Raw genomic sequence first — 25,146 nt, 5'->3', positions numbered from 1 at the left:
CTCAGACTCTCACTCGGGGGTCGATCACCGCGTAGCACAGGTCGACGACCACGTTGGCCACGATGATGAAGAACGCGGCCATCATGGTGATGGCCATCGTCACCGGCAGGTCGCCGGACTGCGCCGCGTGCACCGCGGTGAACCCGACGCCCGGCACGGAGAAGATTTGCTCGGTTAGCACCGCGCCGCCCAGCAGGCTGCCGATGTCCAGGCCGAGCATGGTGACGATCGGGGTGAGGCCGGCCCGCACGCCGTGCTTGAACACGACGCGCCGGCGCGGCAGCCCCATCGCCCGGGCCGTGCGCATGAAGTCCTCGCCGAAGGTCTCCAGCATCGTGGTCCGGGTGACCCGGATGTACTGCGCGCTGAACAGCAGCGCCAGCGCCACCCACGGCAGCAGGTAGTTGCCGAACCAGCCGAGAGGTCCGGCCGGGCCGAACGGGGACGAGATTTCGTTGCTGGTGAACGGAAGCAGGTGCAGCGTGCTCACGAACACGAGCAGCAGCAGCAACCCCGTCACCGGGATCGGCAGCGACACTCCGCCCGAGGCGGCGCCGACGATGAGCTTGTCGGTCGCCTTCCCCTTGCGCAGCGCCGCGAGAAGCCCCAGCGACACCCCGGCGACTGTCCACAGCAGAACCGCGCCGACCGCGATCGACACCGTGTACGGCAGCGCCCGGGCGAGCACGTCCGTCACCGCTTCGTTGGTCTGGAACGACTTGCCGAGGCACGGCCACGCGCACACCGTCAACGCGCCGGGCGCACCGATCATGCGGCTGTGCACGAAGCCGGACAGGTAGTCCAGGTACTGCACGAAGAACGGCTTGTCCATGCCCAGCGCGATCCGGGCCTGGTCGATCCGCTCCGGCGTGCACTCCTGCCCGCACGCGGCCGCGGCCGGGTCCGCCGGGCCGATCTGGAACAGCGCGAACGTGACGAAGCTGATCACGACCAGCAGGACGGCCATCGCGGCCACGCGCCGCGCCAGGAAGCCGATCACGTCCGCACCCGCTTGGTCCACTGTGGACACCGCATCGCCGGGGAATCCTCTCGTTTCTGGAGTGCCGCTGGAGTGCTACTGCCCGACGCCGACGGCCGACAGGTCGATCGCCCCGAAGAAGTAGCCGACCTGCGCGTTGCGGACCTTGGAGCCGACCACGCTGTAGGTGTAGTTGCGCACCAGCGGGACGAGCGGGTACTGCTGCATGATCCGGTCCATCGCGGTGGCCCACTTGCGGCCCAGCTCCTCGGCGGACCCGTTCTGCCCGCGCAGCTGGTACAGCTCGCCGGACAGCTTGGCGTCGTAGTACCGCGGGATGTTCGAGAAGCCGTAGGTCTTGCCGTCGAGGCTCGGGCCGATGTTCGGGTCGACCGTGAAGCGCACCGACGAGCTGTCCGCGCCGCCGCACCAGCCGGAACGCGCGATGTCCGGCATCTGGTCGCCGGCGAGCACGGTGTAGTAGTTCGCGGTCGGGATCGGGCGCAGCTGCACGTCGACGCCCAGCGCCTTCAGGTTCTGCTGCAGAACGGTGCCGACCCCCTTGTACTTCGCCGACGCCTCGGCGTAGCCGTACACCAGCGACTTGGGATAGTTCTTGCCCTGCAACAGCTTCTTGGCCACTTCGAGCTTCGGCTGCCCCTTCGGGTCCAGCTCGGTGTGCTGCTCGACATATCCCTTCTGCGCGTCGTTGAGATACGACTGCGGGATGTTGCCGAACCGCTCGCCGCCGTACTGCAGCAGGATCGCGTTGCGGTCCAAGGCCAGCGCGAACGCCTTGCGGACGTCCGGGTCGGTGATGGTCGTCGTGTTGAAGTTCAGCACGTCCGTGCAGCCGAGGAGACCGGCGGCGGTGCGCTTGGAGATGTCCTGAGCGGACAGTTTCGCGATGTCCGACGGCTGCAGCGCGCCCTGGGTGTCCAGCGTGAGCGCGGTCGGGTCCGCGTCGGAGAGCAGCTGCTGGCTGATCGTCGCCTGCGCGGTCGACAGCGTGAAGGTGAAGGTGTCGGGCAGCGCCGGGCGGTTCGGGTCGGTCGCCGGGTCCCAGTTCGGGTTGCGGACCAGCTTCAGGCTGCGGCCGCGGTCGTAGGAGGCGATCTTGTACGGACCGCTCGACACCGGGTGGTTGGTGTAGTCGAGCTTGGTGTCCTTCGCCTGCGGCACCGGCGCGGTGTTCGACCGCGACACCAGCGCGGGGAACTCGGCGAACGGCTGCTTCAGGTGGAAGACGACCGTGTGGTCGTCCGGGGTGTCGATGGCCTTGAAATCGCCGCCCTGGTACGGGCCTTTGTAGCTGTCGTCGGTCAGCGCGGAGTCGAGTTCCTGCGGGGCCTGGGTGTAGACGTCGCGCGCGTAAGTGCGTTCGACGCCGTACTTGACGTCGCGGGCGGTGATCGGCGTGCCGTCCTCGTATTTCAGGCCCTGGCGCAGGGTATACGTCCAGGTGAGCCCGTCCGCCGACGCCTTGCCGAGGTCGGTCGCCAGGTCGGGCACGATCGTCGGCGGTTTGCCGGACGTCTCCTTCGCCATGGTCAGCGTGCGGTAGTACAACTGGCCGACGTTGGCGGTCTGGACGTAGTTGCTGTTGCCCGGGTCGAGGGTCTGGAAGTCCGAGGACATCAGGACGTGGATGTCGCCGCCCTTCGCGGTCGACCCCTCGGCCACCTTGACCGCGGCGCGTTTGGTCACGTCCTGCTGCCCGTTGCCCGCGCCGGCGGCGGGCTTCGGACCGCCGCACGCGGTCAGCGCGAGCCCGGCGGCGAGCGCCAGCACTCCCGCCGCGGTGGTGCTCTTTTTCACGAAATACTCCTTATGCAGAAGGGAAATCAGCGACGGGACGCCTTGGGGTCGAGCGCGTCCCGGACGGCGTCGCCCAGCAGGTTGAAAGCCAGCACCGTGATCGCGAGCGCGCCCGCGAGCACTGCCAGGAACCAGGGGTCGGAGAGATACCAGTTGCCCGCCTGTGCCGCGTTGAGCATCTGGCCCCACGACGGCGTCGGGTCCTTCACGCCGACACCGAGGAACGACAGCGCGGCCTCGGAGGTGATGTTGATCGGGATCAGCATGGTCGCGTACACGAGCACGACGCCCAGCACGTTCGGGATGATCTGCTTCAGGATGATCGACCGGCGGCTCGCGCCGAACGCCTTCGCCGCCTCGACGTACTCCTGTTCGCGGATCGAGAGCACCTGGCCGCGCACGACCCGCGCCAGGTACGCCCAGCCGAAGAAGCCGAGGATGATCACCAGCGACGAGATCGGGATCAGGCTGCCGGAATCGAGCGCGGTGCCGCGCAGGCGGGACTGCAGGATCGGGGTCAGCGACAACACCAGCAGCAGGTGCGGGAACGCGAGGAACAGGTCCATGATCCGGCTGATGACCATGTCGGTCTTGCCGCCGAAGTACCCCGCCGCCGCGCCGAGCACGGTGCCCAGCACGACCGAGACGACGGTGGCCAGCAGCGCGATGGTCAGCGAAACCCGTGCGCCGTAAGCCATCCGCGCGAAGATGTCGCGGCCGAGTCCCGGTTCGAGGCCCAGCCAATGCTCGCCTGAGGGGTAGCGGTAGTAGTCCAGCGGCAGGCCGGGCGTCGTGAAGCCGTCGAGGAAATCCGGGCCGGTGTGCGCGGCGAACGGGTCGGACCCCTCGATGCCGGTCAGCACCGGGGCGAGGATCGCGAACAGCACGATCAGGCACACCGCGACCAGCGCCGCCATCGCGACGCGGCTGCGCCGGATCCGCAGCCAGGCCGTGCCCACGAGGGTGCGGCCGGAGCGGACCGCCGCGACCGGGGCGGCGGCCGTGTCGACACCTTGCACGGGGTTCTCCTCATCGAGTGCGAACGATGGCGTTTGGTATACCAACTGCTCGTACAAGATCACAAGAGTGTCTTCGAGGATTGTTGCCGTGCTGTGTGCTGCTTGGTGCGGCGCGAAAGGACCGCGCTTCGACGGGGCGAGGCGCGGCCTACCAAATGCGCTCCGGAGCGGTGGTGCGATGGCCCGGCAGGTCACGGGGCTCGCGAGGGTGTCCGAAAAGGACGGTGCGGGCAGCTCGTGCGGACAGATTGCGGCCGATCTGGCTCGGCTGTTGCCGAGGACTCCTCTGGCGTCCGAGCGCTAAGCCCTCAGCTGTCGTCGACAACTCCCCCGACGCGCGAGAACGAGACCCCCGCCGTTGCCTACGAATCCCCCGTTGTGCGGGCACTAGGCGTCAGCACCTGCTCGCCCGCGGGCACCCAGCCGCCACCGACAATTTCCCGGTCCGCGGACACCCCGACCCCAGCCGTTGCCGACAATCCCCCAGGCCGCAGGCACCCGGCCATTGCCGACAACTCCTCAGCGTGCGCTGGAGTCAGCCGTCGCCGCCAACCGCCGAACCGCACGCACGCCAGGCATCAGCCATCGCCGAAAACTCCTCAACGCGCGCACCGGCGTCCGCCGGTGCCGCCAACAGCCCCACCGCACGCGCGCCAGGCATCAGCCATCTCCAACAATTCCCCAGCCGTCGCCGACAACACCCCCGGCGCGCTCAGGCGTCAGTCGTCGCCGCGCCCCAGCCCGCGCAAATGCCGCCCGCTCTCCATGTGCTCCATCAGCAGCGCTTCCACGGTCTCCCCGTCCCGCCGCGCGATCGCGTCGTACAGCGCCCGGTGCTCCCCCGCCACCCGTTCCAGGTCCTCGTGCTGCCCCAGCAGCCACCGCATCCGGCTGCGGAGCGTCAGTTCCAGCTCGTTCAACAGCTCGTTGCCCGCCATCGCCGTGACGGCCTCGTGGAAGTCCGCCGCCGCGCGGTGGGCCGTCACCGCGTCCCCAGCCGCGGCGGCGGCCGTTTCCTCGTCCAGCGCGGCGCGCAGCCGGTCCAGCCCGGCGCGGGAATGGCGGGCGGCCGCGAGCTTGAACGTCAGGATTTCCAGCGCCGCCCGCACTTCCTGCAGGTCCGCGATGTCGCTCGCGGTGAACTCCCGCACCACCGCCCACGTCCGGGGCCGCGGCGTGACCAGGCCTTCGGCGACCAGCGTTTTCAGCGCGTCCCGCACCGGGACCCGGCTCACGCCCAGATCCGCGGCGAGGTCCCGTTCGACGAGCTTGCTCCCCGGTTTCCGCACCCCGTCCAGGATCTCGTCCCGGAGCTGCCGGACGACCCGGTCCGTCTCGGATTCGACGCCCTGTTCCGCTGCCATCCGGCCATTCTCGCACCAGTGCCTCGACCGTCCACTGTGGCCGGTGATTTTCTCAGCGCGGATTCGTCTTCCGCCACGCCGCGTAATCCGCCACCGCCGCCCGCACGTCGAATTCCGGCGCGAAGCCCGTTTCCTCCCGCAGCCGCGAAATATCCAGATACGGGCCCGTCTCCCCGCCGGGCTTCAGCTGATCCGGCATCCTCGGCACGATCTCCGCCAGCGCCTCGGCGAACTCCCGGTTCGTCACCGGCTTCCCGCTCGACACGTTGTACGTGTGATATCTCAACGACGGTGCCGTGGTCAGCAACGCGATCGCGCGGCCGGCGTCCGGGGCGTAACAGCAGTCGAACCCCTCGTCGGCGACCAGCGCAGGCGGGGTGGCGCCGCACAGCCCGGCGTTGAGATATGACGGAATCGGGAAGAACGGCGATTCCGGGTCCACCAGCGGACCCCACACCGTCCCGATCCGCAGCACCACCGGTTCGACGCCGCTGCCCCGCAGGCTGTGCGTCGTCAGCGGCTCGACGGCCTTCTTGAACGCCACGATCAGATGCGGCAGATCCGCGGTCGGCAGCGGTAGCTCCTCGTGCCAGCAGGGTTCCTCGCGGCCGAGGTACACGCCGAGGCTGCTCGCGACCGCGAACCGCCGCACCCGCCATGCCCGGGCCGCGTCGAGAGCGTTGGTCAGGCCGGCCAGGTCGGTGCGGAAGAAGGCGACCGGGTCGTCGCCCGGGATGCTGCCCGCCAGGTGGACGATCGCGGTGATGTCGTACCGGTCGCCGAGGGCGAGGAAGGCGTCCCGGTCGGTCGCGTCGAGCGTTTCCACGGCGACGCGGTCCGCCAGGAACGACGGGACGTCCGTCCGCCGGTGCCCGGTGACCAGGACGTCCTGCCCGAGATCGGCGAGCGCCCGGGCCGTGTGCGCGCCGATCATGCCGAGACCGCCGGTCACGAGGATCATCGCGGCGCCCCGCACTGTGCGGTGAAGAGCTTTGTCATGCCGCGAACCTACGGACCGGCCGCCCGTCAGTTCTTGAACGAATCGCGCATCAGAAGTGCGTGCCGCCGTCGATGCGGACCTCGGTGCCGGTGATGAACGCGGCGTCCTCGCTGGCGAGCATCGCGACGACCGACGCGACCGTCTCCGGACCGGCGAAACCCTGGCCCAGCGCGGGAAGCAGCTTGCCGAGCAGGGTGAAATCGGCGTCCTCGGGAAAGCCTGGGCCGACGCTCTGCTTGCTCTTACCGCTGCCGTCGGTCATGCCGGACGAGATCGAACCGGGCTGCACCGCGGTGAAGCGGATGCCGTCCTTCGCGTATTCGGACGCCAGCGCGTGCGTCATCGACTGGATGCCGCCCTTGCTCGCCGCGTACGCCGCCATGTACGGGTGCGCGAACATCGCCGACGTCGAGCTGAAGTTCACCACCGCGGGTTTGTCGCCGTCCCGCAGCGCCGGGATCGACTCGCGGATCATCAGGAACGTGCCGACCAGGTTGACGCGCAGCACCTGCTCGAACGCGTCGACCGGCATCTCGTGGGTGTGCGCCGACCGCAGGATGCCCGCGGCGTTGACGAGCGCGTCCAGCCCGCCGAGCCAGTCGACCGCCGATGCGACCCCGGCCTTCACCGACGCTTCGTCGGCGACGTTCACCACCACAGTGCTCAGCCGGTCCGCCGCGTCGCCCGCCTTCTCGACGGTGTCCGCCAGGCCCGCTTCGCTCACGTCCGCGGCGACGACGCGCCCGCCCTCGGCCAGCATCCGCAGCACCGTCGCCTGCCCGATGCCCGAGCCAGCTCCGGTGACCAGCACCCGGCGTCCTTCGTAACGATTCATGGTCCGATCCTTTCGTCTACTGACACATTACGCCTTTATGGCACACTGTGCCACTCTGACGAACTGCGCACGCTTGACAGTGATCCGGTAACGTTGCGGCGTGAGCGGAAAGACCCCGACCCTGACCGAACGGCGCAAAGCGGCGACGCAACTCGACATCGCCCGCGCCGCCGCGCGCCTGTTCACCGAGCATGGCGCACAGGGAACGACCGCGGAAGCGATCGCCGACGCCGCGGGCGTCGCGCCGCGCACCTTCTACCGCTACTTCCGCACGAAAGAGGACGCGGTCGCCCCGCTGCTGGTCGTCGGCGCCGATTCGTGGCGGGACCACCTGGCGTCGACGCCCGAAGGAACGCCGCTGCTGAAGGCAGTCGAGGACGCGATCCACAAGACGATCTCCGCCGCGGACGCCACCCAGGAATTCACCTGGACCCGCGGCCTGCTGCGAGCCGCGAGCGGGGACGATTCGGCGCTGGCTGCCGTGTGGCACCGGGTGAACGGCGAATCGGAAACCCGGCTGCGGCCGATTCTGGCACGGCTGGCCCCGGAGACGGACGAGGTGACAGTGCACCTGGTCGCGGCCGCGGCGACGGACGCGATTCGGATTTCGCTGGAGATCTGGGCTGGGACAGAGGAGAAGGCCGCACCGGTGGAGCTGGCGGTGCGGTGTTTCCGCGGACTGTCCGGGGGGCTCGACGTTTCACGAGGCCGCTGACCGAGGCCTAGGCGTCCGATCGGCGCGCCCTGCGATCGGCTGCCCGCCGCCGTCCGGTCTGGCTCGCGGGGATGCGCGGGTGGGCAGCCCCGGTCGTCGGCTGGCCCGGAATAGTGCGCGGCAACGGATCCTCGGTGACCCGGTACCAGGCCCGGATGTTCGCCGGTTCGGCCCATCCCCGCACCGCTTCGGCGACCTGCCGATGGACGTACCCCGCGTGACTGCACGTCTCGTGCCAGGAGCTCCGCCGCTGCTCCGCGGTCAACGGCCGCTCGAACAGTTCGTCCCGCAACGCCAGCTGACGATCGAGGTCGTGCTCGACCGCCGAAGCCCGGTCCAGACCGGCCGGCGTCCGGTCCTCGCAGACGGGGCACGGGCAAGTCCAGAACTGCTCGATCTCAGGGGTCCGGCGGAATACCTTCGAGCAGGTCTCGATCCGGTGGTAGCTGAGCAGCCGCGGCACGAATACCGAAGGGCCGCCCGGACGGCCGCCGGACGCCGGATACAGGTGCTGCAACGAGCTTCTCGTGCCCACCGCCGCCGCGTGCGCACCGTGACAAAGCAGGCCCACGGCGGAGATGTCGCAGCGCAACACCAGCACCGGCGTCGCGCAGTCGGCGAGGAAACGCAAAAACGCGCGCAGCAACTTCTGCACACCGAACGGATCGGCGCGGTGCTCGAGAACGACCGCGACCGGCACCCCGTGCCGATTGACCTCCCGCGCCAACGCGGCCGCGATCGGTCCGCTGTCGAACCACCACGAAGAGAGGGGCAGCGTAGCGACGGACGGTTCCCTCGCGGCGGCCAACAAGATCCCGCGCAGGCCCGTCCAGTCGCGCGCCGCGAGGTAGCCGGAATCGGTCAGCGGCAGCAATCCGAGCCTCCGCTGCTTCCGGCACCACTCCGGATGCGTTCCAGTTCCGGCGCACACCCGCCGTTTTCCCGCGTAACGCTCGGCGTCGCACAAGATCGGTCCGTCGAAGCCCTTCTCTCGCAGGCGCTTGACCGCATCCGTCGCCGACCGCCCGGTCAAAACGAGCCCGGTGCCGTGCGCCGCGCAGACACCGAGCAATGCCTCGGACCGCGCGGGCCGGCATTGGACCAGGAGCCGCCCGGAAAGCCCCGCCAGTGCCGGATCCCTCTCTCCACGGTGACGCAAGCCGACCTGCCCCGTCACTCACTGTCGCCTGGATGCCGACGCCAACCACACCGGAGGCGTGCGCCGTCCTCACCCAGCGCAGACCCGTGCCGCCCGGTGAGTGACGCCGCGAGTCAGCGGAACTCGTGCACGACCTCGATCTCCCCGACCAGGTGCGCGTTGAACTCCGCCAATTCCTCGGCAGGAACCCACAGCTCCAGGATCGTCTCCCCGCCCGCCTGCCGCACCGGGTAGCGGTCGAGGAATGCCGTTTCGACGCGGAAGCGGGTCACGTAACCGGCGCCGTCGTACCGGACGTTCCAGTCCCGCGCGATCTTCACCGCGTAGTCCTCGTTCAGCACCGGGTAGAAGATCGGCTGCTCCGGCAACCGCGGCGGCCACTCGCGCCAGCCGGACTGGCGCACCAGCTCCAGCTCGGCCGGGCCGGTCGGCCGCCACAGCTCGGTCGTCGCGGTGTCCATCGGGTCCCCCTTTCGACGGCACAAGGTAGCCGTCGGCCGCGGGCGCGAGACCGGTTTTGGTCTCGCACCCGCCGGTCTACCAAAGCGCCGCACCGGCCGTCTGCGTCCAAATCGGACAAAGCGCCACGCAAACCCGGGAGGCCCAACCAGGACAGCCGTCCAGAACGGTCGCGAGCGCGCATCGTTCCCGTCCGCACCCTTGACAACCCGCCACCGGCCGCGTTTATGGTATACCAAACAATGAAGGGTGTGCGCGATGAAGCGTTCCGCAGTGGTGGCCGCGGTGGCCTTCACCCCTTACGTGGCGATGATCGCCGGCCTGCCCTGGTTCAGCGGCGGCGGCCGGATCTGGTTCCTGCCCGAGATCGGGTTCTGGATCCTCCTCTGGGTGGCCCTCACGCCCGTGTTCCTCGGCGTCGCCGACCGCATCCGGCGCCCGGGCGCCGCCGAAACCGAGCAGGAGCAGCGATGAACGCGGGCGCGATCGTCGCGCTGGCCGTGGTGGCGCTGGCGGTGGTCATCGGACTCGCCGCGCGCGGCCGGAAGCAGATGAACCTCGAACAGTGGACGGTCGCCGGCCGGTCCTACGGGACGCTGCTGTTCTGGGTCCTCGCCGCGGGCGAGACCTACTCCACCTTCACCTACCTCGGCGCCTCCGGGTTCGCCTACGCCAACGGCGGCGCGGCGTTCTACATCGCCGGCTACGGAACCTGCGCCTTCGTCCTGTCCTACTTCTTCCTCCCTCCATTGTGGAGGTACGCGAAGAAGCACAACCTCGTCACGCAAGCGGATTTCTTCACCCACCGGTTCCGCAGCCCGTGGTTCGGCGCGCTGACCGCGATCGTCGGCGTGGCGTTCATGATCCCCTACATCGAGGCGCAGCTGCTCGGCCTCGGCCAGATCGTCGAGACGACGACCGGCATCAACCGGGTCACCAGCATGGTGCTCGCGGTCGTGCTCATCGCGGTGTTCGTCTACGCGTCCGGCATGAAGGCCGCCGCGTGGGTGTCGGTGCTCAAGGACATCCTGCTGATCGGCACCGTGCTGGTCGTCGGCATCGCGATTCCGCTGCACTACTTCGGCGGCTTCGGACATCTCATCGACACCGTGCAGGCACAGCACCCCGGCTTCCTCGGCGTACCAGCGCCGGGCAGCCCGCTCGGGGTGCCCTGGATGATGTCGACCCTGTTGGTCACGAGCGCGGCGTTCTTCATGTTCCCGCACGCGCTGGCCGCGATGTACACCGCGAAGTCCGAACAGACGATCCGCCGCAACGCGATTTACCTTCCGCTGTACCAGATCCTGATCGCGCTCACGCTGTTCGTCGGCTTCGCCGCGGTGCTCGTGGTGCCGGGGCTGAAGGGCAGCGCCACCAACGGCGCGCTGCTTTCGCTGACTTTGAAGACCATGCCGTCGTGGGTGGTCGGTCTCGTCGGCGGCGCGGGCGCGCTGGCCGCGATCGTGCCGATCAGCCTGCTGCTCCTGCAGTCCGCGACGCTGCTCGCCCGCAACGTCTACCAGGGCGTTCTGCGCCCGAAGACCAGCGAACTGGGCGTCTTCCGGCTGTCGCGCGGCCTGGTCGTCGTGGTGACCGCGGTGGCGCTGGTGTTCGCGATCTTCCAGCCCGCGCTGCTGGTGAACCTGCTGCTCACCGGACAGAACGGCGTTTCGCAGTTCTTCCCGGCGATCGTGCTGGGGCTGGTGTGGCGGCGGCTGACCAAGGCGGGCGCGGCCACCGGGCTCGTCGTCGGTGTCGCGATCGTCGCGTGGACGGTCCTCGCTTCGAAGAACACGTTGTGGGGCCTCAATCCCGGCCTGCTGGCGATCATCGTCAACGTCGTGCTCACCGTCGGCGTCAGCCTCGCCACCTCCGAGCGGCGCGAGCCGACCGTCGAGGCCAAAGCCGTGGAGGGAGTCGCGTGAACCTGTTGCTGCGCAACGTCCGTCCCGGCGGCGGCGATCCGATGGACGTGTTAGTACGAGATGGCCGGATCGCCGAGTTCGGGCCGATCGCGGACGTCACAGACGAGGTTCCGGTCGAAGACGGCGGCGGCGCACTGCTGCTGCCCGGCCTCGTCGACGCCCATTGCCACCTCGACAAGACCCTCTGGGGCCTCCCCTGGGTGCCGAACACCGCGGGTTCGGTCCTCGCCGACCGGATCTCGAACGAACAGCGCCGCCGCAAGGAATTCGGGCTCCCCTCGCCCGAGCCCGCGGCCGCGCTGCTCGACGCGATGATCGCGAACGGCACTTCGTACGTCCGCGCGCACACCGATGTCGACCCCGAATTGGGGTTGTCCGGCATCGAGGCGGTGCGGGAGGCGGCGGCGCGGCATCGCGGCCGGGTCACCGTCGAGCAGGTCGCTTTCCCCCAGGGCGGCCTGCTCACCCGGCCCGGCACGCTGGAACTGCTGGAACGGGCGGTGGCGTCCGGCGTGGAGAACGTCGGCGGCATCGACCCGGCCGGCTACGACCGCGATCCGCGCGGGCACCTCGACGCGATCTTCGACATCGCCGCCCGCCACGGCTGCGGCGTCGACCTGCACCTGCACGACGAAGGTCCGCTCGGTGCCTGGGAAATCGAGCTGATCATCGAGCGGACGAAGGCGCTCGGTCTAGCCGGGAAGGTCGCGATCGGGCACGCGTTCGGCATCTGCGGCATCCCGGACGCACAGCAGGACCGCCTGATCGACGGCCTCGCGGAGCAGCAGATCACGCTGACCACCGCGGCGGTGTACGACCGGCCGGTGCCGCCACTGGCCAAAATGCACGCCGCGGGCGCGAACGTCGCGTGCGGCAACGACGGCATCCGCGACCTGTGGGGACCGTACGGCGACGGCGACATGCTGACGCGCACCATGCACCTGGCGTACCGCAGCTCATTCCGGACCGACCCGGAGATCGAACTCGCGCTGTACGCGGCGACATACGGCGGCGCGAAAGCGTTGCGGCTCACGGATTACGGCCTGAGGATCGGCGACCACGCTGATTTCTTCCTCGTAGACGCAGAGTACCCGGCCGAAGCCGTCGTATCCCATCCTCCGCGGCGGCTCGTGGTGAAGGGCGGGGCTGTCGTCTCGCGGCGATAGCCCCGCCCGCTGCGCTACTCCTGGAACGCCGGGAAGGTCGGAGGGAACAACTCCCCCGCCTCCCGGCGTTCGACGTCCCGCTCCGAATACGCGGCGCGCATCTTCTCGAACAAAGCCTGGGCGCGACGGCGGAGGTCCTGCTCGTCGACGCCGGGGACGTGCCCGTCGACCAGCACCGGCTGGCCTGCGACGACGGAATGCGTTGCCTGGCGGGCGGTTCCGCTGAGCAGGAACGTGCGGATCGGGTCATCCCGCACGCCGTCACGGAGGTCGCCGACGTGGAACGCGACGAGGTCCGCCTGCGCGCCCGGCACCAGCTTGCCGAGGTCGTCGCGGCGAAGCGCGCGGGCGCCGCCGAGCGTTGCGGCTTCGACGTACCACTCCGCCGGGGCCGCGTCGGCGCGGTCGTCCATCACCTTCGCCAGGTGGACGCCGACATCCATGCCGCGCACCAGGTCCGGCGGGAAGGAATCCGTGCCCAGACACAGGTTCAGGCCTGCTTCGCGGTAATCACGGAACGAGCGCAGGGCGTGGCCGTAGCGGAAGGACGTCAGCGGGCAGTGGATTACGGACGCGCCGGCTGCGGCCAAGGTCGCGACGTCGCCTCGGTCTTCGCCGTAGACGTCGGGATGGCGGTCGAGGACTTGGCCGTGCGGGATCAGCAGACGGTCGTTGAGGAGGCCGGTGCGCTTGAGCATTTCCAGCGGTGTTACGCCGTAACGGTCGAGGATCAGCTCGCGCTCCAGCACGCCTTGCAGGCAGTGAAGCCGCACCAGGACATCGCGCTCGCGTGCCGCTTCGGCGGTAGCGCGCATGAGGTCTTCGGTGAGGGTTTCGATGCGGCACGGCAGCAGAACGCCGTTGACGAGCGGATCGCCGAGTTCCTTTGCGTGGTCGAGGAAACGCAGGGCATCGGCTAGCCCTTCCTCGCCGCGCCGCTCGTCGAAGGCGACCGTGCGGGCACCGTCCACAGTGGCCACATTGACGCCGGAACGGTAAGCCGGGCCTAGATATCCGCGCAGCCCGAGATTGCGGGAGAAGTCCGCCATCGCGACGAGTTCCTCGTACGGCTCCGCCCACGACGAGTGGACTTCCGACGCGATCGGCATGAACGTCGTGATGCCGTGCAGCGCAAGCTGAACGAGCGCGTACTCGCGAATGGTCTGCCGTTCTTCCAGGGTGAAGACGTCGCGGCGCCGGTTCGCGAAGTAGTCCTCTGACCACTGCAACCCGGCCGCACGGTCTGCGGTGGCCCAGGAATCGAGGAGGAGATGGTCCACATCGGTCAGCGCGTCGAGGTCGATCAGGCCCGGGAGGACGAGCGATTCGCCGAGGTCGACGTCGAGGTCGACGCTTCCGGCATACCGCGGGCCGACGTAGGTGAGGACGTCGTCCTCCCAGACGACCTCGCCGTTTTCCAGCAGGGCGTGCCGCCCGTTCTGATGGGCCAGCACATGGCGGGCACGCCAGCGAGTGCGCATGGGATTCCTTCCGCTCGGTGCATTTAGGTATACCAAATGGCGGAACCTGGAGGCCAGCCCTTGCCGGGGGCGGGTTTTTCCGGGAACCTGGGAGGAGGTTCGCCGATACTGTCGGTGACAGCGGCGGGAGGGGATCGGATGGAGCCGGGTTTCGCGTCGGAGTCCGAGCGCGTCACGGAACGGCTGCGGAACGAAATCCTCGACGGCACGCGGGTTCCGGGCAGCAAGCTGGTCGAACGGGACCTGGCCGCGGAGATGGGCGTGAGCCGCGTGCCGGTGCGGGACGCGTTGCGCGCGCTGGTAAACGAGGGCCTGGTGACGCCGCGGCCGCGGTCGTGGTCGGTGGTGCGGGAGTTCACCGCGTCGGACGTCGCGGATCTCAACGAGGTGCGCACCGCCTTCGAAGGCCTCACTTTCCGGCTCGCCGCGCAACGCCGCACGCGCGAGGGCCTGGCGCGGCTGCGGGAGGTGCTGGACACGGAACTGCACGCCGCCCGCGCCGGCGACGCGGTGACCGCCCGCCGCGCGGCCGCGGACTTCCACGAGGTCGTGACGTCCCTGTCGGCGAACGAACTGCTCGGCGAGTTGGAGCGGACGTTGCGCAGCCGCATGCGCTGGCTGCTGGGCCAGCACGACGACCTGGAAGCCATGGCGGCCGAGCACGAGCTTCTGTACGAGGCGATCGTGGATCGGGACGTCGAGCGGGTGGAACGGCTGGTGCTGGCCCATCTGGCGACGGGCACCAGCGAGGCGGCTCGGCGGCATTCGGCGGAGGAGGCCGCTTCGGCGGGGTGAGCCGCGTCGTCCGCGGGACTTCGCGGTACGACGAGTTGCGGGCCCTCTCGGGTCGGCCAGCGCGCTTGAGAGCCCAGAATCTGGCGGGCAGCAGCAGGGATATCCCAACCGCTGTCGCGATTCGATCAATCAGCACCGGTGAGATATCAGCCGCCCTCCATTGCGGGCAGTGCGACACCGGTGATACCCCCAGTCCTCCCAGTGCGGCTGCGCTGAGATCTCAGTGCAGCGGCGTGCATCCCCCGTGAGATCTCGTGGGATCGAGGCGGGGCACTAGTCCGCCGAGTTGAGATCTCACCATCGCTCCACTCCGCGCGCCCTTTGTAGAACTGCGTCAGCACTAGCTTCCCGTGTTGAAGCCTTCCGGACCGCACCTTCCCCGGGAGACCTCAGCGAGACGTCCGCACCAACCGGTTGCGGCTGAGATCTCAAACCGGTGCCACGCCCGCCCTGTGTGATCTCGCGGGGCCAAGACAGCCGCACCAATCTCCAGCGTTGAGATCTCAGGTCGATGCCACGCCTGGCCTGGGTGATCTCAGTGGGCCAAGACAGCGACACCAGCCCTGAGCGTTGAGATCTCAGTGCGGTGCCACCACTCCACCCGCGAGATCTCCGCAGGACACGGCGTCCGCACCAGCCCGGCAGCGTTGAGATCTCGGCCGCGGCACCGCAGCCGCTCCGTGAGATCTCAGGGAGCGTCGGCACCAGTCCGGCGGGTTCCCCGTCCCCCGCCGGACTTCGTCCCGTCAGAGGTCAACGACTGCTAGACCGTCCGCCACCACGATGCCGTCGTGGAGCACCGTCCGATCCTTGCCGCGGTCCATCACCGCGCTGGTCGGGGTTTCGCCGTCCACCAGGACCAGGTCCGCGCGGTCTCCGACCGCCACGCCGGGCCGGTCGGAGATTCCCGCCAGGCGGGGGACGTCGTGGCTCATGATCGACGCCCCGCCCATCGTCGCGACCGCCAGGGCCATCTCGATCAGCTCGTCGCGGCGGAACCCGTGGGTGAAAGCCAGCTGCCACGTGCGGTCGAGAAGATCGCAGTTGCCGTACGGGCTCCAGTAGTCCCGCTGGCCGTCCTCCCCCAGCCCGACGCGCACGCCCGCGGTCGTCAGGTCCGCCAGCGACAATTGCCGGTCGACGGACGGCGCGACCGTCGCCATCGCGATGTCCAGCTCGGCGAACGTGTCAATCAGCCGGCGGCTCACCGCTTCCGAAACCGAGCCCAGCTCGTACGCGTGCGACATCGTCACCTTGCCGCGCATGTCCAGCGCGCGGACCCGCTCGATCACCAGGTCCGTCGAGAACACGCCGAGATGCCCCGGCTCGTGCAGGTGGATGTCCACCTCGACGCCGTACTTCTCGGCCAGCCCGAACACGACGTCCAAGTGCCCCTTGGGATCCTTGTCGAGCGAGCACGGATCGATCCCGCCGACCACCGTCGCGCCTGAACGCAACGCCGCCTCCAGCACGTCCACCGTGCCGGGCTCGCGCAGGATGCCTGCCTGCGGAAACGCCATCACTTCGACGTCCGCATGCCGGGCGAAGCGCTCCTTGGCCGCGAGCACCGCGTCGAGCTTCTCGAGCTGGCAGTCCACGTCGACCTGCGCGTAGGTGCGCACGCGAGTGGTGCCGTTAGCGATCATGCGCTCCAACGTGCCCGCGACGCGCTCCGGCAGCGACACCTCGGCCTTCCGCCAGTTCTCGCGGTCGTTCAGCATCATCGCCCAGACGCCCGGCGCCCCGGTGTGCGGCCGGAACGGCAGGCCGATGCGCGTCGAGTCGAGGTGGACGTGCACGTCGCTGAACGACGGGAACAACAGCCGCCCGCGCCCCTCGACCACCGCCTCGCCGGACGCCGCCGGGTCATGCGGGCGAACCGCAGCGACCCGGTCGCCGGCCACCTCGACGTCGCTGCGCTGACCGCCCCAGGGACGGACGTCACGGATCAACACGGAGAGCACCTTTCTCGACGGGAGCACTTTGGTATACCAAGAGTACTAGACGTCGCCCCGCGGCGTTCTCCGCACAAGCTCATCGGCAACACCTGCCGCCGAGGCGCAAGAAATCGCCACCAGCCGATCGATGCCACCCGGATCCAGTCCGGACTCGACCGGCTTCCCTCGGCGGCGACCAGTCCGACCCAAGCGCGCCGCCAAGAAGGCAGCACGCGGCAATCGGAAAAAGCGGACGATTCGCCCCGACCTCCAATGACGTCGGCCCCGCCGAAGCAGCAAGTGATACGCGTCACAGCGAAGCCCGGTAAGAAAGCGCGTCCATTTCCCGATAGGAGGAATGCAGCGAATACTGCTCGGCTGACGATCAGCGCTCGATTACTGCATTCAGTCTATTTCGCGGCACAGATTCCCGAGGAGAAGCTCGATCGTGATCGTCCAGCCGGACGTTGCCGGACCCGTTGACAACGTTGGCTCCCCGCCCGCCGGCCGCAGGCCTTGGCGCACCGCGGTTCTGTGCGCCGCCTGGCTGCTGGCCGCGACCTGGCTCCAGCTGATCCGCGGCCCGGGGCATCGCGCGCCGGACGTCCCGTGGGCCGAAGACGCGAGCGTTTTCGTCAACCAGGCGCTGCGGCATTCGTTCTGGGACAACATCTTCGCGCAGCACGCCGGGTATCTCCAGGTCGTCGCGCGGCTGCTCGCCCAGCCGGTCCGGCACCTCCCCGTCGCGTGGTTCGCGGTCTGGCTCGCGGCGACCGCGGCGTTCGTCGTGGCGCTGATCTCGCTGCTGGTTTGGTTCCTCAGCGGCAAGGTGGTCCAGACTTTGTGGGCGCGCGCCCTGCTGACCGCGCTGGTTCCGCTGCTGCCGCAGGCCGGGTTCGAAGTGAACGGCGCGATCTGCGACCTGCACTGGCACCTCGCGTATGCCGCGTTCTGGGTGCTGCTGGTCCCGGCGAAATCCCTCCGGGGACAGCTCGGCGCCGCGGCGGTGGTCGTCCTGGCCGCGCTTTCGGATCCGCTGACCGCGTTGGTCCTGCCGATCGCGATCGTCGGCATCCTTCGGACGTCGCGCCGACGCCTCGCCTTGATCGCCCCGGCCGCGATGTGCGCGGCGCTGGCTGTGCAGGCCTGGGTGCATTTCACGCAGTCAGTGCCGTTCCGCGCGAGCCCCACGAACATCTGGGACCTCCCGAAAATCTACGGACTCCGCGTCGTCCTGAGCGCACTGATCGGCGACCGCGAACTCACGTCCGTGTACGTGCCGCTGGGCATGCCGATCGTCGTGGCCGCCTGCGTCCTCGTGCTCGCCGGCCTGGCGGTTCTCCTGCGCGTCGCCGACCGGCAGACGCGGATCATCGCCGTCGCGTCCCTCCTCGCGTCCGTCGCCTACCTGGTCGTCTCGGTCGGGATGCGCGGCACCGGCGGCGTCCTCCCCCGGGAATCGTTCGGGCTGGGCGATTCCCGGTACACGATCGTCCCGCTGCTTCTGGCGTGGACCGCGGTCATCGTCCTGCTCGACCGGGCGGCAGCCCGCTCCGGCCCGGCGCGGAACGCTCCCGGCGTGGGACCGTCCGCGCTGATCGGGATCGTCACCGCCGCGTTCCTCGGCATCCAGCTGCTCAGCGACTGGACCCTGCCCACCGTCCGCTCGTTCGGGCCGTCCTGGAGTGCCAGCCTGCGGACCGCCGAAGCCACCTGCGAAAAGCCGCTCGGCGAGCGTGCCCCGCAACCGGCGCCGCTCGTCGCCGAGAGGAACGGGAAGACCTCCGCGCCGATCGTCCCGGGGCCGGACGACGTCACGATCGTCGTGGCGCCCGAACCGCCGCCCGGCGAGCCGCTCCTGTTCGGAGTTGTTCTTCCCTGCTCCGCGCTCCGGAAATAGCGCGGTGGCCCGCACCTGGTCGATCAGGTGCGGGCCACCGGGCTGACAGTTATCTGTGAATGCGCAGCGCTTCCCAGGCCCGATGCAGCTCCGCGTTCAATCGGTCGATTTCGCGACGCTGCGCGGAAACCGTCTCGGCCAATTGATCAGCGTGTCCGGCCTGCGCCGCGGCCTCGTACTGCATTTGCAATACGCGGGTGTAAAGCGCGACGCGGTTGTTCTCCATCGTGGCGAGCAGATCCGACTCCGTGTAGGGGCGCAACGCGTCCTCGAGCCCCTGATCGGCCGCGCGGTACAGCACGCCCATCCCGAAGACGGCAGGCACCAGACCGAACCGCCACTGCTCGTTCCCCGGCCGGGCAAGGACGTCTTCGACCGCGGTGGCCACGCCGTTGCGCTCGCCGCCGGCGTGCTGCGCGACCGTGAATGCTCCCGCTCCGACGAATCCGGCAGGCGTCAGTTCGTCGTGCCACGCGGTCGGGCCGTCCGCGCTCGTCGCGTGCTTGTCCTCCGGCGCGAGCGGCGAGGGCTCGTAGTACAAATCCCGCCGCGCGCACGGCCACAGCAGGTCGTGCATGACGACGACGGCGTCCGGGGCGTTGTCGAAAATCCAGCTCAGCTCGCGTTCCACGACCGCGTAGTTGTGGTCGCCGTCGAGCACGTAGAGATCGGCGACCGGCAGTTCCGGCAGCACCTCCGGAGAGGGCGTCGTCACCAGGTGCAGAGCCGGGTTCTCGGCCAGCGTCGCGCGGAGTTGCGCGGTCGCGCCGGGATCGACGCAGTAGACCGCCTTCGCTCCCAGCTCGACGTACATCCCGCTGACCTGCCCCGATTCGACGCCGACCTCGACGACCGAGCGGATCTCGCGGTGCGCGAACACGACCTCGAAGATCTCCCGGAACACCGCCATCGAATGCAGGAGCAACGGCTGCTTGCGCGCCTCCCGCATCTGGGCGTACGGATCGTCTCGCGTCCCGGCACGCCGGGCCAGCGACGACGGACCTTCCATCAATGCCCCCTCAGCCGCCGCGCGGCGATCCGAGCGGCCCCCGCGGTCACCCCGATGACGCCGCGTTCGCGGAACTCGTCCCGCACCTTCGCGGAAATCCGCGCGGTCCGGTCGGCGGGCGGCATGCGGTAGCCGAGCCCCGACCGGGACCGCGGCAGCATCGCGAACGCGACCGTGACCTGAAGGGAGCTGACACTCCCCCCGGCCTTCTCCGCGAGCGGAAGCCAGATCGCGGCGAGCGGCGAATGGAACTCGACCATGTTCGCGCCCAGCCACGCGCAGTCCTCGTAGTGCAGCCGGGCGAAATCGTCCGTGCTGTTCCAGCGCAAGGTCTGCGGCCGTCCGCCCGCGATGGCCCGGACCTCGATCCAGTCCACCCGGACGAGCGCCGGCCGGCCCGGGATCGCCAGCGAGATCAGCTCGAGGTCCGCGTCGTGGACGTCCATCCGGGCGAACGAAAGCCCGTTGTGGTTGATCCGCACGCGACGGCTGGTCCCGTCGTGCCATTCCCCGTCGCCGGTCCGGTAGCGCAGCGTGGTCGCCGACGATTCCCCGGCGGGCTCGAACATCGCCGGGTCGACCAGTCCATTGTGGATCGCGCGCGCGGCGGCGCCAAGGTGCGGGTCGGCCGCCGCGAGCAGCGCGGGCCAGAACGAATCCCGCATCTGCAGGTCGTCGAGGTCGCTCGGCGAAAGGTACGGGATCGCCGGCACGAGATCGTCCGGCAGCACGCGGGTGACGACCGCCGAGCCGAAGTTGTCCTCGTGCTCCCAGTTGCCGAACACCGATGCTTCCTCGGCGGTGGGCAGCTTCAGCGAGGAGGTGAGGATGTTGGCCAGCCGCTCCTTCGCCGTGTCCACCAGGGTGGGCCACGCCGTGTCGTCCAGTGCGACGTAACGGTTCCACTGCTGCTGGAACGCGCGGATCCCGTCCTGCACCGCGGTGCGCTCCAGATTCTGCGAATCCCGGCCCGCGGCGACGCCCAGCACCGGCGAGCCGTCCTCGGCGAAGTCGACGAGCGAACCGCACAGCGCGTTGACCGACTGCTCCAGGACCTCCGGGCTGCGGACCACCGCGCCGACCGCGTCCGCCGGATGCCCGGACTGGCCGAGATAGCCCTCGGCGCGCAGCCCGGCGAGCAGGACCTGGACGGACCGGTCGTCGGTGGCGAGGTAGAGGCCGGCCGGTTCGATGCCGATCCCGGCGAGCCGCAGCACCCGGGCGAGCTGCAGCTGGATCGTGCCGCCCCAGCCGAGGTCGACCAGCGTCAGGTCCGGCCGGTCCAGCGCACCCGCGTCGCGCAGCGACCGGACCAGTCGTTCGCGCGCCGCCGTCGCGGTCACCGCGAGCCGGTTGACCAGGTGCGGCATCTCGGTGAGCGCGACGCCCAGCCGCTGCGCGATCTCGTCGTTGTCCAGCACCGTGTCGAGGTCCTCGGCCAGGTGCGGCACCTCCCCGACCCGCAGGTGCAGCATCGCCAGCAGCTGCCGGACGGTCAGCTCGTGGCGTTTCCGCACGAACTTGACGATCTCGTCCCGGTCCGCGCTCTCCAGCGCGGCGATCGAGGTGACCTGGCGCGACAGCCAGATCGGCTTCGCGGTCACGTCCCATCCCCGCGCCCGCGCCGCGTTGTTGACCAGCTCGGACAGCAGTTCGCCTTCGCGCATCGGGCACCACACGACCGGCGTGCCCGCCTGGTGCGCCTTGAACGCGACCCATTCGGCGAAGCCGGTCAGGACCGGTCCGACGATCGCCGCTCCGTAACGCCAGGCGGTCTTCACCGCGCCGGTGCCCTCCGGCGAGAAGCTCTGCAGCGTCTTCGCCCGCAGGCTCGTGATGCCGAAGTCGCCGCGGTCCGCGTCGAAATGCGGGGCGTACGCGCCGAAGGGGTCCTCCGGCTCCTGCTCCCGCTCGAGGATCCGCGCGTAGGCGTCGTCGATCCGCTGGTAGTGCACGGTGCGGATGCCGAGCTTCTCCGGGACCTCGCAGTCGGCGACCTCGTTGTCCCCGACGTGCACCACCTGCTCCGGGCTGACGCCGAGTTCGGCCAGGACGATCTCCCACAGACCGGAAGCTTTGTCCTTGCCGTGCTGGTGCGACCGGAAGACCCGCGCGCCTTTCAGCGCTTCGAGGCCCGGGCGGTCGAGCAGGTGCGCCAGCTGGTCCTCGGTGAAGTACGTGTCGGAAACGAGGACGACCGGGACGTCGTTCTCCCGCGCCGCTTCGATGGCGGCCGCGACGTCGAGGTCGACGACCGTGAACTCCCGCTCGGCGTCGACCTCGGCCTGGACCAGTTCCTTCAGCGAAGCGCCCCGGAAGTGCTGGAGCGGCATCGCGCGCCAGATGTCGAACAGCGACACCTCGCTGCCGGGTGCGTCGCGCCGGGCGTTCCGCTCCGCGACGATCCGCATTCGCCGGAAGGCGGCGTCGGAAATCCAGTCTTCGCACTGTCCGCCGCGGCGGAGCCGCGAGCCCAGGATGCCGAAGAGGTCGGCGGGGCGCGGAGTGCGCCGCCAGAGAATGGTGTCGAAAACGTCGAACGAAACAACGGAACAAGAACCGTCGGCGAGGACCTGGGCGACCTGCCGGAGTCTTCGGTGCGCGGTCTGGTTAGGGTCGAGCATGGTTCCCCCCTCTGCACTGCTGGCGATCTGCGAAGAAAGATATCCCAGTCCCTTTCGGCCGATTCACCCGGACGGATTAGTTACCTCGCCGTGACCAGCGGGCGGGCTTACTCGGCCGCGAGAGCGAGCCACCGCCTCCGACTGCCGTCCGTTCAGCAGATCCCGTTAGGCAAAACGGCGTAAACGCGCTGCGCCAAACGAAAACTACCACGGAGTAGCTTGTGGATCCCCGTTCTCCGGCGTCCGTGAATTTCTCACGTTGAATTCCTCACGCTCAAACACACACTGCGGGGTGCCGCAGGGCGAATCAACCGGCGAGCAGACGGAGAAGCCTCGCGGTCTCCGCCGCCACCGCCGTTCGCCCCAGCCGCACGTATTTCCGCGGATCCACCGCGTCCGGCTGTTCCTCCAGAAACTGCCGGACCGAACGCGTGAACAGTCCGTTGAGATGCGTTGAGATATTAACCTTCGTCATCCCGGATACCACGGCCCCGCGCAGTTCCTCGTCGGACAGGCCGGACGAGCCGTGCAATACCAGCGGGACCGGTACCGCGTCTCGCAATCGGGCTACCAGCGCGCGGTCCACCTGGGCGGTCCGTTCCACCATCGCGTGCGACGTGCCCACGGCCACCGCCAGCGCGTCCACTCCGGTCGCGGCCACGAACTCCGCCGCTTCGCTCGGGTCGGTGCGGGCGCCGGGCGCGTGCACGCCGTCCTTGCCGCCGACCTCGCCCAGTTCCGCTTCCACCGCCACCCCGGCGTCGTGGCAGAGGTCGGCGATTTCGCGGGTCGTGCGGAGGTTTTCCGCGTACGGCCGGCGCGATCCGTCGTACATCACGCTGTCCACGCCCAGTGCGATTCCTTCCCGGATCAGCTCCGGGTCTTCGATGTGGTCCAGGTGCACCAGCACGTCCACGGAAGCGCGGCGGGCGATTTCCAATGACGCCACGGTGATCGGGGCCAGTCCGCCGTGGTAGCGGACGCAGTTCTCGCTGATCTGCAGCACAACCGGCAACCCGGCTTGTTCCGCGCCTTCGGTGATGGCCTCGGCGTGCTCAAGCATGATCACGTTGAACGCGCCGACGGCGGCGCCGCGCTCGCGGGCGGCGGTCAGCAGCCGGGGCAGGTCGGGGCGGGTGATCATGCGGGGGCTCCGTTCAGGAATCGGTGGTAGGCGGGGAGGTCGACTTCTCCGGCGACCGGACGCAGCACAGCCGCGGCACCCAGGGCGGCGGCCGTGCGCAGGGCTTCGATCAACGGGCGACCGGCAGCTAAAGCCAGGGCCAGCCCGGCGGTTGCGGCATCCCCGGCACCGGTTGGGTTGCCGTGCACGCCAGGGATGGCGGGGACGCTGAACACGCCAGCGGAGGTGTAGGCGGCGATCCCGGCAGCCCCGCGCGAGACGACGACCAACGGCGCGCCCAGCCGGAGAAGCGCAGCGGCACCAGCGGCTTCGTCAGGGGCGGAGGTTGCCGCGAGCAGTTCTGCCTGGTTCGGTTTCACCAGCGCACCGGCTCGGGCGGCGGTCAGCAGCGACGGGCCGGAAGCGTCGACCAACGTCCGCACCCCCGCCTCCCGGGCGATGCGGACCCATTCGGCGACCAGGTCCGGCGAAGCGCCGCGCGGCAGGGAACCGGAAACCACCGCCAAATCAGCTCCGGAAAGGCATTCGGCCAGGCGGGCGCCGAGGGCCCGCCATTCCGCTTCGGACACTTCCGGGCCGGGTTCGGTGTAGACAGTCGGATGGCCGTCCCCGGTCACCGTCACGGTGGTCCGGTTCTCGCCGGAAATCGGGACGGCCGCGAAGGGAACGTCCAGCGCGGCCCCGAGCCACCGGCCCGCCTCCCCGCCCAGCGGGAGCAGCGCCCGGACCGGGACGTCCACGGCGGCGAGCACCCGGGCGACGTTCACGCCCTTGCCGCCCGGCCGCCGCTGGACCTCCCGCACCCGGTTCGTGTCCCCCAGCGCGTGGGCGCCGATCCGGTAGGTGACGTCGACGGCCGGGTTCGGCGTCAGGGTGACGATCATCAGACGAGGATCACCGAGCGCGTCAGCGAGCGCGGGCGGTCCGGGTCCAGACCGCGCCGGGCGGCCAGCGCGACGGCGAAGCGCTGCGCCACCACGAGCGCGGCGAGCGGGTCCAGGTCGTGGTGCACGAAACGCGCGCCGGTGCGGGCGACGTCGTCCGCGAGCCCGGCGGGGGCCGGGCCCAGCGACCACACGAGACGGCCGGGCTGCGCGATCGCGATCGGGCCGTGCCGGTAGTCCATCGCGGGATAGGACTCGGCCCAGAACTGTGCCGCCTCACGGGTTTTCAGCGCGGCTTCGAAGGCCAGGCCGACAGCGGGGCCGCGGCCGATGAAGGTGACCTGTTCCGCGTCGAGCAGGTCGTCGATCGGTTCGGCCAGCGCTTCCGCACCGGCCGCGGCGAGTTGGCCGATGTCGTCGCCCAGACCGGCGCGCAGCAGGGCGAGCGTGCTGGTGGCGAAGCGGGTCTGCACGACGGATTGCTCGTCGGCGAAGGAAAGTTCGACGACCTCGTCCGCCTGTTCGGCAGCGGGGCTGTCGCCGACCGCGGTGATCAGCACAGTGCGCTGCGCGGGCATCGCGGCGAGCAGATCGACGATCTCGGTCGTGGTGCCGGAGCGGGAAATCGCCACGACGCGGTCGTATTCGCGCGAAGCCGGGTATTCGGAGCCGGCGAAGGCGTCGGTGACCCCGAGACCGCGTTGTTCGCGGGCGACGGCGTAGCTCATCGCGATGAACCAGCTGGTGCCGCAGCCGACGACGGCCACTCGTTCGCCCGGCTGGGGCAACGCGGCGGACGGGGCCAGCGCGGCCGCCGCGCGCCACATTTCGGGCTGGGAAGCCAGTTCGGCGGCCGCGAAGGAGCCGGAAGCATCCGGAAGGGAGGACACGGGATGGAGGCCTTTCGATCCAGGGCGGGGACGTGATCGCATC

Annotated in this window: 21 protein-coding genes; 6 read left to right on the top strand and 15 right to left on the bottom strand. The window is 69.6% G+C overall.

Annotated elements, in window-relative coordinates; genetic code table 11:
• Position 1 precedes the first annotated feature (1 nt).
• The 6 genes from SSMG_RS16240 to SSMG_RS16215 form a co-directional block, all read right to left on the bottom strand.
• Entirely contained in the window at positions 2 to 1,030 is a 1,029-nt protein-coding gene (locus tag SSMG_RS16240) for an ABC transporter permease (protein WP_009077560.1), read from the bottom strand.
• Positions 1,031 to 1,075: 45 nt separating this feature from the next.
• Positions 1,076 to 2,797, bottom strand: coding sequence for an ABC transporter substrate-binding protein (locus SSMG_RS16235; protein WP_037713858.1), 1,722 nt, complete (start codon positions 2,795 to 2,797; stop codon positions 1,076 to 1,078).
• Positions 2,798 to 2,823: 26 nt separating this feature from the next.
• Entirely contained in the window at positions 2,824 to 3,816 is a 993-nt protein-coding gene (locus SSMG_RS16230) for an ABC transporter permease (RefSeq protein ID WP_009077556.1), read from the bottom strand.
• A 719-nt stretch (positions 3,817 to 4,535) separates the two neighbouring features.
• Complete coding sequence (locus SSMG_RS16225) at positions 4,536 to 5,180, bottom strand: GntR family transcriptional regulator (RefSeq protein WP_009077554.1); 645 nt, start codon at positions 5,178 to 5,180, stop codon at positions 4,536 to 4,538.
• Between the two features lie 52 nt (positions 5,181 to 5,232).
• A complete protein-coding gene (locus tag SSMG_RS16220) occupies positions 5,233 to 6,141 on the bottom strand; it encodes an NAD(P)-dependent oxidoreductase (protein WP_037713856.1) in 909 nt (302 codons plus the stop codon).
• A gap of 88 nt (positions 6,142 to 6,229) precedes the next feature.
• Positions 6,230 to 7,015: an SDR family NAD(P)-dependent oxidoreductase gene (locus SSMG_RS16215; protein WP_009077551.1), complete on the bottom strand. Its 786-nt coding sequence runs from the start codon at positions 7,013 to 7,015 to the stop codon at positions 6,230 to 6,232.
• Positions 7,016 to 7,115: 100 nt separating this feature from the next.
• On the opposite strand from SSMG_RS16215, the gene SSMG_RS16210 reads away from it, so the two are divergent.
• The gene (locus SSMG_RS16210; protein ID WP_009077550.1) at positions 7,116 to 7,730 is read left to right on the top strand and encodes a TetR/AcrR family transcriptional regulator; all 615 of its coding nucleotides are present in this window, start codon (positions 7,116 to 7,118) and stop codon (positions 7,728 to 7,730) included.
• 7 nt (positions 7,731 to 7,737) lie between these two features.
• Here the strand turns inward: SSMG_RS16210 and SSMG_RS16205 are convergent, their stop codons facing one another.
• Positions 7,738 to 8,889, bottom strand: coding sequence for a hypothetical protein (locus tag SSMG_RS16205; protein ID WP_037717317.1), 1,152 nt, complete (start codon positions 8,887 to 8,889; stop codon positions 7,738 to 7,740).
• Positions 8,890 to 9,002: 113 nt separating this feature from the next.
• Positions 9,003 to 9,350, bottom strand: a complete 348-nt coding sequence (locus tag SSMG_RS16200) for a hypothetical protein (protein WP_037713853.1) — start codon at positions 9,348 to 9,350, stop codon at positions 9,003 to 9,005.
• A 256-nt stretch (positions 9,351 to 9,606) separates the two neighbouring features.
• Between SSMG_RS16200 and SSMG_RS45395 the strand changes: the two genes are divergently transcribed.
• The 3 genes from SSMG_RS45395 to SSMG_RS16185 are packed head-to-tail and all read left to right on the top strand — an operon-like array spanning position 9,607 to position 12,439.
• Positions 9,607 to 9,822: a hypothetical protein gene (locus tag SSMG_RS45395; RefSeq protein WP_037713851.1), complete on the top strand. Its 216-nt coding sequence runs from the start codon at positions 9,607 to 9,609 to the stop codon at positions 9,820 to 9,822.
• Positions 9,819 to 11,273 (top strand): sodium:solute symporter, encoded by a 1,455-nt coding sequence (locus SSMG_RS16190; protein WP_009077547.1) that lies wholly within the window; start codon positions 9,819 to 9,821, stop codon positions 11,271 to 11,273. Before SSMG_RS45395 ends, SSMG_RS16190 begins: the two co-directional genes overlap by 4 nt.
• Entirely contained in the window at positions 11,270 to 12,439 is a 1,170-nt protein-coding gene (locus SSMG_RS16185) for an amidohydrolase (protein WP_009077546.1), read from the top strand. The genes SSMG_RS16190 and SSMG_RS16185 overlap by 4 nt, the downstream gene beginning before the upstream one ends.
• 14 nt (positions 12,440 to 12,453) lie before the next feature.
• On the opposite strand, the gene SSMG_RS16180 is transcribed toward SSMG_RS16185, so the two are convergent.
• Entirely contained in the window at positions 12,454 to 13,920 is a 1,467-nt protein-coding gene (locus SSMG_RS16180; RefSeq protein WP_009077545.1) for a chlorohydrolase family protein, read from the bottom strand.
• 138 nt (positions 13,921 to 14,058) lie between these two features.
• Here SSMG_RS16180 and SSMG_RS16175 point away from each other — a divergent pair, with 138 nt between their 5' ends.
• A complete protein-coding gene (locus SSMG_RS16175; RefSeq protein WP_037713848.1) occupies positions 14,059 to 14,715 on the top strand; it encodes a GntR family transcriptional regulator in 657 nt (218 codons plus the stop codon).
• A gap of 746 nt (positions 14,716 to 15,461) precedes the next feature.
• Here SSMG_RS16175 and SSMG_RS16170 read toward each other — a convergent pair.
• Positions 15,462 to 16,670 (bottom strand): amidohydrolase family protein, encoded by a 1,209-nt coding sequence (locus SSMG_RS16170; RefSeq protein ID WP_037713846.1) that lies wholly within the window; start codon positions 16,668 to 16,670, stop codon positions 15,462 to 15,464.
• Positions 16,671 to 17,100: 430 nt separating this feature from the next.
• Here SSMG_RS16170 and SSMG_RS16165 point away from each other — a divergent pair, with 430 nt between their 5' ends.
• Positions 17,101 to 18,552, top strand: a complete 1,452-nt coding sequence (locus tag SSMG_RS16165) for a hypothetical protein (RefSeq protein ID WP_009077542.1) — start codon at positions 17,101 to 17,103, stop codon at positions 18,550 to 18,552.
• Positions 18,553 to 18,601: 49 nt separating this feature from the next.
• Here the strand turns inward: SSMG_RS16165 and SSMG_RS16160 are convergent, their stop codons facing one another.
• The 5 genes from SSMG_RS16160 to SSMG_RS16140 form a co-directional block, all read right to left on the bottom strand.
• The gene (locus SSMG_RS16160; protein WP_037713844.1) at positions 18,602 to 19,561 is read right to left on the bottom strand and encodes a class I SAM-dependent methyltransferase; all 960 of its coding nucleotides are present in this window, start codon (positions 19,559 to 19,561) and stop codon (positions 18,602 to 18,604) included.
• Positions 19,561 to 22,185: an HAD family hydrolase gene (locus tag SSMG_RS16155; protein ID WP_009077540.1), complete on the bottom strand. Its 2,625-nt coding sequence runs from the start codon at positions 22,183 to 22,185 to the stop codon at positions 19,561 to 19,563. Before SSMG_RS16155 ends, SSMG_RS16160 begins: the two co-directional genes overlap by 1 nt.
• A gap of 307 nt (positions 22,186 to 22,492) precedes the next feature.
• Positions 22,493 to 23,329 (bottom strand): class II fructose-bisphosphate aldolase, encoded by an 837-nt coding sequence (locus tag SSMG_RS16150; protein WP_009077539.1) that lies wholly within the window; start codon positions 23,327 to 23,329, stop codon positions 22,493 to 22,495.
• Complete coding sequence (locus tag SSMG_RS16145) at positions 23,326 to 24,213, bottom strand: 1-phosphofructokinase family hexose kinase (protein WP_009077538.1); 888 nt, start codon at positions 24,211 to 24,213, stop codon at positions 23,326 to 23,328. Before SSMG_RS16145 ends, SSMG_RS16150 begins: the two co-directional genes overlap by 4 nt.
• On the bottom strand, positions 24,213 to 25,040 hold the full coding sequence (locus tag SSMG_RS16140) for an SIS domain-containing protein (protein WP_234392874.1): 828 nt from the start codon (positions 25,038 to 25,040) through the stop codon (positions 24,213 to 24,215). The genes SSMG_RS16145 and SSMG_RS16140 overlap by 1 nt, the downstream gene beginning before the upstream one ends.
• Positions 25,041 to 25,146 lie beyond the last annotated feature (106 nt).

It is taken from the genome of Streptomyces sp. AA4, assembly GCF_000158875.1.
Taxonomy (GTDB): domain Bacteria; phylum Actinomycetota; class Actinomycetes; order Mycobacteriales; family Pseudonocardiaceae; genus Amycolatopsis.
The sequence above is the reverse complement of the archived record's forward strand: the minus strand, read 5'-3'. Positions and strand labels throughout refer to the sequence as shown.